The following is a 9,844-nucleotide window of genomic DNA, read 5'->3' as shown; positions in this document are numbered from 1 at the left end:
ACCCAGTGACGCATTGTTGCCGACCAGCAGGGTCCCGCCGCCGAGCGTGGTGCCGCCGCCGTAGGTGTTGGCGTTGGACAGCACCAGGGTGCCGGCGCCATCTTTGTTGAGCACGGAACTGGCGTTGCCCTGCAGCGCCCCACTCAGGGTCAGGTTGCCGGTGCCACCAAAATTCACGGTGCCGGTGAGGTTGATGGTGTTGCTCAGGGTCGCGGTGGCGCCGGAGTCGATCCGGGTGCCGGTTGCGGCGCTGACGGCGCCGGTGCCCAGGGCCTGGCTGCTGCCGATGACGAGCGAGCCGGCGTTGAGGGCGGTGCCACCGCTGTAGGTATTGGTGCCGTCCAGGCGCAGGACACCCGTGCCGGTCTTGGTCAGGGGGGAGGTGCCGTCGCCCGAGATCACCCCGCTGAGGGTGATGTTATTGCTGCCGCTCACCGTCAGACCGTTGATGCCCGAGAGGGCGTTCACCTCCAGGTTGATGTCATTGGCCAGGATCAGCGTGGAGGTCGCGAAGGACGAGAGCGTCGCGCCGTTGGCGTTGACGATGCCGGTACCAAACGCCCCGCTGTTGTTCACCCACAGCGCCCCTCCGCTCAGTCTGGTACTGGTGGTGGCGCCGGTCAGCAACGCGCCGCTCACGGTCCAGCTACCGCTTTGCACCAACAGGTTGCTGAAGTTGAGGAAGTTCGCCGCAAAGATGGTGCCGCTGCCCCCGCTTCCAGAGCCACCGCCGATAGCGTTCTGCAGCGCCAGGGTGTTGGAGCCGCCGGCACCGCCATCGACGATTCCGGGGGCAAGGAACACCAGGTTCGGGTTAGAAGCGACGGTCACGCTACTGGCGCCGGACACACCCGATGCCTGCACTCCCGAGCCGGTGATCGCGTTGAAACGGTTGTTACCGCCCCCGGCCCCCATGGACAGGCTGCCCCCCAATGAGCCGCTGTTAGTGAAGGTGTTGCCCTCGGCCGAGGCCTGGAAAGCAATCCGGCCATAAACCGTGTTGGTGTTGAACATCTCGACCTGGGCACCGCCGTAGACCGCCACGGTCGGCATGTTGGCCACTTCCAGCGCCCCCCCGACGATCACGTTGGTGAAAATGGTGCCGTGGTTGACGATAGTCACCTTGCCGCCAGCACCAGCCTCCACATCCAGGGCCATGCCCTTGAGGTCGACGATGGAGGCGCCAGGGTTGGCGCCGGTGCCGGAAATCGAGCCGGTGGGGTTATTGGAGATGGTGATGTTCTGCGTGCTGCTGTTGCCGACTTTCAGACCGGTGGTCGGCAGGCTCTGTTGCCCGCTGTAGGACGGGTAGATCTGGCCGCTGTTGACGACGATGTTGTTGCTGCCGGTGAGCTGGAGCACCGGGTCGCCGCTACCGTCGGAACTGACAACGGCGCTGCCGATGACGTTGACCGTCAGGTTGCTGGCAGCACTGGCGAAGTTCTGCTGGTCCGTCCCGGCACAGGTCAACGTGAAGCCATCGGTGGGCACGCCCGGCGTGCAGGCGGCGAGCACGTCCGCGCTGCTGAGGCTGGCCAGCAGCCCCAGAGCCGCCAGGCTGATGGATAACGACAAGGGACTACGGCGCACACGAATGGCTGGAGCTGATCGACTGTCCACACAAAACTCCTGATGTGGATCAGGCGATTCATCCTCGAGAACGCAGGCGTCGACGAAATAGGCGCGACTTACTGCGGCTATTCAATCGAATGGCCTGACCTTGGCAATGTAAAAATCCGGATGGGGGTGTTTTACAGCAAAAAGCCATCATTTAGGTAGGAAAAATCTTACCTAAATAACTTTGCGCACTTACCAGCACATTCGCCGCAGATAGCCTTGCATTACCCCGTAATGCCCTTGGTTGCGGGCTCATTCACGCCGCGCTCGAACCCATGTCATAAGGCTGCAACGGCGGCAGGCCATAGGCGGCGCGAGCATCGTCGCAGCTCGGGTTGTGCTCGCCGTTTTCCCACGACGCCTCGAACTCCCGGCAGGTGCTGGAACGCTGCGCGTACATGCCGCAGCTCACCTCCTTGCCAACCTTCCCCGTCAGGGAAATGCAGCGCACCGGCCTGGCGTCGGTGCCGATCATCGCCACCCGACTGGGGCTGATCTGCACCACCACATCATCTGGCACGCAACCACCCGCCGAGGCGCACTCACCCCAGAAAAAAGACACACGAAAATGCGCGCAGCAGGCGCCACAACTCATACAAGGACTGGTCTTGGACATGATAGGAGGGGGGGAAGAATTGTCGTTATTGGGGAGGATCCCGGCGACCATTCTATGCAACGGCAAGCGCTTGAGAAGGGGGGCAAAAAAAGAAAAACCGGCAGCCGACCGGCGGAAATGAAAACGCCCCGCCAACGCCTTGCGGCATCAGCGGGGCGTCGCTCGATCAACTAGACGCGCACGGGTTTGCCGGCCTTCGGCGGCTCGATGCCATCAGCACGGAACATCTGGCGGATACCGCGAACCGCCTGGCGGATGCGGTCCTGGTTTTCGATCAGGGCGAAACGCACATGGTCGTCACCGTAGTCACCAAAACCGATACCCGGCGACACGCAGACCTTGGCCTCGGCCAGCAGCTTCTTGGAGAACTCCAGCGAACCCAGGTGGGCGTATTGCTCCGGGATCTTCGCCCAGACGTACATCGACGCCTTGGGGTTCTCGACCATCCAGCCCATCTCGTGCAAGCCCTTGACCAGTACGTTGCGGCGCTGGCGGTATTGCTCGGCGATGTCGAGCACCGGCTGCTGGTCACCTTCCAGTGCCGCGATGGCCGCGACCTGCAGCGGCGTGAAGGTGCCGTAGTCGTGGTAGCTCTTGATCCGCGCCAGGGCGCTGACCAGTTCCGGGTTACCTACCATGAAGCCGATCCGCCAGCCAGCCATGTTGTAGCTCTTGGACAGGGTGAAGAACTCCACCGCGATGTCCTTGGCGCCCGGCACCTGCATGATCGACGGGGCTTTCCAGCCGTCGTAGACGATGTCGGCGTAGGCCAGGTCGTGGATCACCAGCACGTCGTACTGTTTGGCCAGGGCCACGACGCGCTCGAAGAAGTCCAGCTCGACGCACTGCGCGGTCGGGTTCGACGGGAAGCCGAGGATCATCATCTTCGGCTTTGGGATCGACTCGCGAATGGCCCGTTCCAGCTCATTGAAGAAGTCCACGCCCGGCACCAGCGGCACCGAACGCACCTGGGCGCCGGCGATGACTGCGCCATAGATGTGGATCGGATAGCTGGGGTTGGGCACCAGTACGGTGTCGCCATGATCCAGGGTTGCCAGCATCAGGTGTGCCAGGCCTTCCTTGGAACCGATGGTGACGATGGCTTCGCTTTCCGGGTCGATCTCGACCTCGTAACGGTCCTTGTACCAGCGCGAAATGGCCCGGCGCAGGCGCGGAATGCCGCGAGAGGTGGAGTAGCCGTGGGTGTCTTCGCGCTGGGCGACCTGCACCAGTTTCTCGACGATGTGCGGCGGCGTGGCCCCGTCGGGGTTGCCCATGCTCAGGTCGATGATGTCCTCGCCACGACGGCGCGCAGCCATCTTGAGTTCGGCGGTGATGTTGAAGACGTAAGGGGGGAGACGATCTATGCGCGCAAAGCGGCGCGGCGAACCTTGGTCGGCCATGACTTCCTCGAAGACGTAAGCGCCCGGAACCGTCCGAGCGACGTTGGCCACTGCGGTGGCCGATCTGGAAGATAGTGGCTGACGGGGAAGGCTGTAAAGATTTATTTCTGTGGCCAGGCTCCAAGGCCACAAACAAAAACGCCCCGAACCTTTCGGTCCGGGGCGTTCTCGTCAAACCTCTCGCACTCAGTGCGCGTAGGTCAGCAACAGCTCGGCGGGCACCTTGGTGTCCAGCGACATCATCACGCTCAGGGCGGTGATGGTGAAGATGGAGAACACGAACAACTTGCGTGCCCACAGACGATCATCCTTGGCCTTGTAACCGGTCCAGGCCATGTACAACCAGTACATGCCCATGGCCGCGGCCACCGCCAGATAGCTCATGCCGGCGTAGCCACCAAAGGTCAGCATCAGGGTCGCCGCAAGGAAGGCCACGATGTACCAGAGGATGTGCTTCTTGGCCACCAGGATGCCGCGCTTGACCGGCAGAACCGGAATCGAAGCCGCCAGGTAGTCGTTGAAGCGGAAGATCGCGATCGCGTAGGAGTGCGGCATCTGCCACAGGCTGAACATCACCAGCAGGGTCAATGCAGCCAGGTCGAAGGTACCGCTCACGGCGCAATAGCCGATCACCGGAGGCATGGCACCGGACAGGCTGCCAACCAGGGTGCCGTGCACCGATTTACGCTTCAGGTACAGGCTGTAGAAACCCACGTAGATGATGAAGCCAATCAGGCCGAACAGCGCCGCCAGCGCATTGGCCTGCACATACAGCAGGCCGAGGCCGGCCACCCCGAGCAGGGTGGCGTAGACCAATGCAACTTTCGACGAAATCAGCCCCTGAACCATCGCACGGTTCTTGGTGCGCTCCATCTTGATATCGATGTCGCGGTCGATCCAGTTGTTGAAAACACAACCGGATGCGACGACCAGCGAAGTGCCAATCACCGTGGCGAGGAACAGCATGAAGTCGACATGCCCTTGTGCAGCGAGGAAGAATCCGCCCGCTACCGACAACACGTTACCGAAAATGATTCCCGGTTTGGTGATCTGGATAAAGTGCTTGAGGGACATGCCGCCTTACCTCACTTCGCCATCATGCTTGAGTGGATGCTGAACATGATCCACAGCGACAGGCCGACCAACAGCGCGATGACCAGCGCCGTGAACAGGAACGACGTGACGCTGGAGCGTGCTGCTTGCGAGCCATCCAGGTGCAGGAAGTAGTACAGGTGCACCACGATCTGGATCACTGCGAACGCAACGATGATCAGCAGGGTCATGTCTTTCGGCAGGGTTGGGTACATCACCAGGCCGAATGGAATGACAGTCAGGATCACCGACAGGATGAAGCCGATGGCGTAGGACTTGACGCTGCCGTGGTTGGCTTCGTCGTGGCCGTGGCTGCTGTTGTGTGCGTTAGCCATTTACAGAACTCCCATCAGGTACACGACGGTGAACACGCAGATCCAGACCACGTCCAGGAAGTGCCAGAACAGGCTCAGGCAGCTCATGCGGGTCTTGCTGGTGTTGGTGATGCCGTGCTTGTTGATCTGGTACATCAGGATTGCCATCCAGATCAGACCGGCGGTCACGTGCAGACCGTGGGTACCGACCAGGGCGAAGAAGCCCGACAGGAAGCCGCTGCGCGATGGGCCGAAGCCTTCGCTGATCAGCAGATGGAACTCGTTGATTTCCATGCCGATGAAGCCGGCGCCCAGCAGCCAGGTAACGGCCAGCCAGCCCAGTACGCCGCTCTTGTTGCCTTTGTACATCTGCAGCATCGCGAAGCCGAAGGTGATACTGGAGAACAGCAGCAGCGCCGTCTCACCCAGTACGTAGTTCAGTTCGAAGATGTCATGACCCGACGGGCCGCCGGCAAAGTTGCCGGACAGCACCGCGTAGGTAGCGAAGATCGACGCAAACAGGATGCAGTCGGTCATCAGGTACAGCCAGAAACCGAATACGGTCATCTGGCCTGAGTCATGGTGGTGATCGTCGTGCCCATGGTCGTGACCATGAGCACCTGCGTTGATTACTTGACTGGACATTGATTAAACCCGCTCGAACGATTCAACACGTGCGCCAGCAGGCGCGCCGGTGGCCAGACCCAGGGTCTTCATGCGCTCACCTTCGATGCGCGCCACTTCCTCGGCAGGAACCATGTAGCCCTGGTCGTCACGCGCTGCGTGGCGAACGAAGACTGCAACGGTAGCGAACAGGCTCACACCCACCAGCCACCAGATGTGCCAGATGAAGGCGAAACCGAAGATGGTCAGGAACAGGCCCATGAACACACCGGTAGAGGTGTTGTTCGGCATGTGGATCGCTTCGTACTTGGCCGGAACCTTGTACGCAACACCGGCTTCCTTGGCTTCGTGCCAGGCGTCCAGGCCCACTTTCTCAGGCATGGTGGCGAAGTTGTAGAACGGTGGTGGCGACGAAGTCGACCATTCCAGGGTACGGCCGCCCCATGGGTCGCCGGTCACGTCCAGGTTTTCGTTGCGATCACGGATCGACACGTACAGCTGGATCAGCTGGCAAGCGATACCGAACAGGATCAGCACGGCGCCGACCACGGCAACGTACAGGTACGGTTCCCAGGCAGGGTTGTCCGAGCTGTTCAGACGACGGGTCATACCCATGAAGCCCAGTGCGTACAGCGGCATGAAGGCCACGTAGAAACCGGAGATCCAGAACCAGAAGGCAGCTTTGCCCCACTTCTCGTTCAGGGTGAAACCGAAGGCTTTCGGGAACCAGAAGGCGAAGCCGGCGATATAGCCGAACACCGCACCACCGATGATCACGTTGTGGAAGTGAGCGATCACGAACAGGCTGTTGTGCAGCACGAAGTCAGCGCCCGGTACCGCCAGCAGAACGCCGGTCATGCCACCGATGGAGAAGGTGACCATGAAGCCGAGGGTCCACAGAACCGGCGCGGTGAAGCGCAGACGGCCCTGGTAGATCGTGAACAGCCAGTTGAACAGTTTTACCCCGGTCGGGATCGAAATCAGCATCGTTGCCAGACCGAAGAAGGTGTTGACGCTCGCGCCAGAACCCATGGTGAAGAAGTGGTGCAGCCATACCGCAAAGCCGAGTACCGCGATCGCGCCCGATGCATAGATCATCGAGTGGTGACCAAACAGGCGTTTGCCGGTGAAGGTCGAGGTGACTTCCGAGAACACACCGAAGGCCGGCAGGATCAGGATGTAAACCTCAGGGTGACCCCAGGCCCAGAACAGGTTGACGTACATCATCGGATTCCCACCAAGCTCGTTGGTGAAAATGTGGAAGTCCAGATAACGGTCAACCGTCAGCAGAGCCAGTGCAGCAGTCAGGATCGGGAACGAAGCGACGATCAGAACGTTGGCCCAGGTGCAGGTCCAGGTGAAGATCGGCATGTCCATCAGCTTCATGCCAGGCGCGCGCATTTTCAGCACGGTTGCCAGGAAGTTCACGCCCGTAAGCGTTGTACCCAGACCCGATAGCTGTAGCGCCCAGATGTAGTAGTCAACCCCGACACCAGGGCTGTACTGGATTCCCGCAAGCGGCGGATAGGCTACCCAACCGGTCTTGGCGAACTCGCCGACGCCCAGGGAGATGTTGACCAGCGCAACGCCGGACACCAGCAGCCAGAAGCTCAGGGAGTTGAGGAACGGGAAGGCAACGTCACGTGCACCGATCTGCAGAGGAACCGCGAGGTTCATCAGGCCGGTGAAGAATGGCATCGCCATGAAGATGATCATGATCACACCGTGAGCGGTGAAGATCTGGTCATAGTGCTCTGGAGGCAGGTAGCCCTCAGCGCCGCCGGTAGCCGCGGCAAGCTGGGTACGCATCATGATGGCGTCGGCGAAGCCGCGGATCAGCATGAGCATCGCGACGATGATGTACATCACGCCGATCTTCTTGTGGTCGACCGAGGTCAGCCACTCGGTCCACAAGTAGGTCCACTTCTTGTAGTAGGTGATTAGCGCGAACAACGCGATACCGCCGAGCGCAATCATGGCGAGCGTCACCATGACTATCGGCTCGTGGTACGGGACCGCGTCCAGACTTAATTTACCGAACATCTCTTACTCCTCTGCCCCAGCAGCTGAATGCATACTCACGTCCATACCCTCGGTAGCGGCCGCTGCCTGCTTGTGCTCGGCCTTCTCGTGTACTACCGGCTTGCCGCGGTTCATGCCTTCGTACTTGTCGACGATGGTCTGGAACTGCTCGGCCGGTGCCACGCTGTACAGCGCTACCGGGTTGTTTTCGCTAGCTTTGGCCAAGGACTCGTATTCAGCCTTGTCCAGCTGTTTTGGCGATTGCTTGACTTCGTTCACCCATGCCTCGAAATCGGCCTGGGAGGTGGCGACTGCCTTGAATTTCATACCGGTGAAGCCGGCACCGCTGTAGTTCGCCGAGATACCGTCGAACACACCGTTTTCGTTGGCGATCAAGTGCAGCTTGGTGGTCATGCCGGCCATCGCGTAGATCTGGCCGCCCAGGCCCGGGATGAAGAACGAGTTCATCACCGAATCAGAGGTCACGCGGAAGTTGACCGGGGTGTTGGCCGGGAAGACGATCTTGTTGACCGTGGCAATGCCTTGTTCCGGGTAGATGAACAGCCATTTCCAGTCCAGGGCGACCACATCGATCTGCACCGGCTTCACGTCGGAAACCAGCGGACGATACGGGTCCAGCTCATGGGTGGTCTTGTAGGTCACGACGCCCAGGGCGACGATGATCAGTACCGGGATGGTCCAGATAGCGACTTCGATCTTGGTCGAGTGCGACCAGTCCGGAGTGTATTTGGCAGCCTTGTTCGAGGCGCGATACTTCCAGGCGAAGGCCAGGGTCATGAAAATGACCGGGACCACCACCAGCAGCATCAGGCCGAAGGCGATGAGGATAAGGTTCTTTTGCTCAATGCCAACCTGACCCTTCGGGTCGAGCAGGGTCCAGTTGCACCCACTGAGTAAAAGCATGCCTAAAAAGGGCAGAATGCCAAACAGTCTGGGGTAACGCTTTTTACTCATCTCACGACCTCTAGATCAGCTTGCTTCAATGCAATTTGTGTTTTGGTCGCCAACACTTCGTCCTGCCTAGTGTCAGCATTTACGGGCGAATAGGGACATACCTTGAGAAGCGGCGCTGCTCGGCATGAACCTGGGTGGTGCGTGGTTATTATTCTGACTTCGTGGGCAACAGGCCTGTATCTCAGACCAAGTCCATTTGGTGCGGAAAATCACGGAGAGGAGTCAGCCCTGCATCACCGCGGGCGGCGCTCGTCGAAGTCAGCGAAAAAGCCCTGGGAGCCTTTGTTAATGCGACTTGCAAGCAGTGCCGAACGGAAATTGGGGGCGATTGTAGATAGGTAACCAACCATTGACTATGACTTATTGAGCAACAGTCTTTTACAAGAAGTGTAATAATCCGGCCCGATAAATCAGTTTCGCGACAGTTTGTCGCACCCTGCTCAATAGTCCTGAAACGCCCGTACCACAAGGGTTTGACATTGACGCAGATCAACCAGGGTGCGCAGCCTGAGGGAAACTTCCTTCAACAAGAGGCTTGCGTCAAAACATGACTTTTGTCTAACGCTGACGACGGTTGCGGATGATGCCCAACGGCACCAGAACCACGGTCAGGATGAACGCCATAAGCGCCCACTGCGCAAGGGAAAGTCCCAATACAGGTGGGTATGGCGTAGAGCAGAAGCCGTCCACCTGGAACACCAGCGGCAATACCGAGGCCAGCGGCAGTCCGTCGACGATCGGTTGCAGAGTATCGATGCCGCAACTGACCGCCGGGTTGGCGAGGATATAGACATGGTTGCCGGCGGCGGCGACACCGCCCAGCGCACTGAGCACCACCAGCCCCTCGAAGACGGTCAGGCTGCGCTTGCCGGGCATGGCCGCGCCGATGAAGGCGAACAGGGCGATCAGCAACAGCGCGTAGCGCTGCAGGATGCACAACGGGCAAGGCGCCTCGCCAAGAACGATCTGCATGTACAAGGCACCGCCGATCAGCGCCAGACAGATCACACCCAACAGCACCAGGAAGCGCCTCTCGCGATTGAGACGCTGCGTTTGCTCGTTCATTGCCATTCCCTTCACTAGGTGGTTCGACTCGGCCTCGCTGAAAGCCGCGGGGCGCACAAGATGACGGCGCGCCGGCCGAAAGTCTACATGCAGACCGCGGATCAAAGGTGAAGTCC

The 9,844-nt window shown here is 60.1% G+C and carries 9 protein-coding genes; all 9 read right to left on the bottom strand.

What is annotated here, in order from left to right:
* The coding region (locus NTD88_RS06220) for a beta strand repeat-containing protein (protein WP_262154864.1) at positions 1 to 1,620 on the bottom strand (1,620 nt) is incomplete at its 3' end.
* Between the two features lie 253 nt (positions 1,621 to 1,873).
* Positions 1,874 to 2,233, bottom strand: a complete 360-nt coding sequence (locus NTD88_RS06215) for a YkgJ family cysteine cluster protein (RefSeq protein ID WP_262154865.1) — start codon at positions 2,231 to 2,233, stop codon at positions 1,874 to 1,876.
* A gap of 170 nt (positions 2,234 to 2,403) precedes the next feature.
* Entirely contained in the window at positions 2,404 to 3,636 is a 1,233-nt protein-coding gene (alaC, locus tag NTD88_RS06210; RefSeq protein WP_262130858.1) for an alanine transaminase, read from the bottom strand.
* Between the two features lie 186 nt (positions 3,637 to 3,822).
* Positions 3,823 to 4,710 (bottom strand): heme o synthase, encoded by an 888-nt coding sequence (gene cyoE / locus NTD88_RS06205; RefSeq protein WP_095158544.1) that lies wholly within the window; start codon positions 4,708 to 4,710, stop codon positions 3,823 to 3,825.
* Positions 4,711 to 4,721: 11 nt separating this feature from the next.
* Positions 4,722 to 5,063, bottom strand: coding sequence for a cytochrome o ubiquinol oxidase subunit IV (gene cyoD / locus NTD88_RS06200; protein WP_095158545.1), 342 nt, complete (start codon positions 5,061 to 5,063; stop codon positions 4,722 to 4,724).
* Positions 5,064 to 5,687: a cytochrome o ubiquinol oxidase subunit III gene (gene cyoC, locus NTD88_RS06195; RefSeq protein ID WP_095158546.1), complete on the bottom strand. Its 624-nt coding sequence runs from the start codon at positions 5,685 to 5,687 to the stop codon at positions 5,064 to 5,066.
* Between the two features lie 3 nt (positions 5,688 to 5,690).
* Positions 5,691 to 7,709: a cytochrome o ubiquinol oxidase subunit I gene (gene cyoB / locus NTD88_RS06190; RefSeq protein WP_095158547.1), complete on the bottom strand. Its 2,019-nt coding sequence runs from the start codon at positions 7,707 to 7,709 to the stop codon at positions 5,691 to 5,693.
* Positions 7,710 to 7,712: 3 nt separating this feature from the next.
* A complete protein-coding gene (gene cyoA / locus NTD88_RS06185) occupies positions 7,713 to 8,663 on the bottom strand; it encodes a ubiquinol oxidase subunit II (protein ID WP_095158548.1) in 951 nt (316 codons plus the stop codon).
* 558 nt (positions 8,664 to 9,221) lie between these two features.
* Positions 9,222 to 9,728 carry a disulfide bond formation protein B gene (locus NTD88_RS06180; protein ID WP_095158549.1) on the bottom strand — a complete coding sequence of 169 codons (507 nt, stop codon included), beginning with the start codon at positions 9,726 to 9,728 and terminating at the stop codon, positions 9,222 to 9,224.
* Positions 9,729 to 9,844 lie beyond the last annotated feature (116 nt).

It is taken from the genome of Pseudomonas sp. 20P_3.2_Bac5 (assembly GCF_025466035.1).
Lineage (GTDB): Bacteria > Pseudomonadota > Gammaproteobacteria > Pseudomonadales > Pseudomonadaceae > Aquipseudomonas.
Note: the sequence above shows the minus strand (reverse complement) of the source record. Positions and strands in the feature narration are given on the sequence as shown.

Excerpts from the sequence above, each read along its gene's own strand:
- cyoC (WP_095158546.1), bottom strand. The coding sequence starts at position 5,687 with ATGTCCAGTCAAGTAATCAACGCAGGTGCTCATGGTCACGACCATGGG.
- cyoD (WP_095158545.1), bottom strand. The coding sequence starts at position 5,063 with ATGGCTAACGCACACAACAGCAGCCACGGCCACGACGAAGCCAACCAC.
- cyoB (WP_095158547.1), bottom strand. The coding sequence starts at position 7,709 with ATGTTCGGTAAATTAAGTCTGGACGCGGTCCCGTACCACGAGCCGATA.
- cyoA (WP_095158548.1), bottom strand. The coding sequence starts at position 8,663 with ATGAGTAAAAAGCGTTACCCCAGACTGTTTGGCATTCTGCCCTTTTTA.
- cyoE (WP_095158544.1), bottom strand. The coding sequence starts at position 4,710 with ATGTCCCTCAAGCACTTTATCCAGATCACCAAACCGGGAATCATTTTC.
- NTD88_RS06215 (WP_262154865.1), bottom strand. The coding sequence starts at position 2,233 with ATGTCCAAGACCAGTCCTTGTATGAGTTGTGGCGCCTGCTGCGCGCAT.
- alaC (WP_262130858.1), bottom strand. The coding sequence starts at position 3,636 with ATGGCCGACCAAGGTTCGCCGCGCCGCTTTGCGCGCATAGATCGTCTC.
- NTD88_RS06180 (WP_095158549.1), bottom strand. The coding sequence starts at position 9,728 with ATGAACGAGCAAACGCAGCGTCTCAATCGCGAGAGGCGCTTCCTGGTG.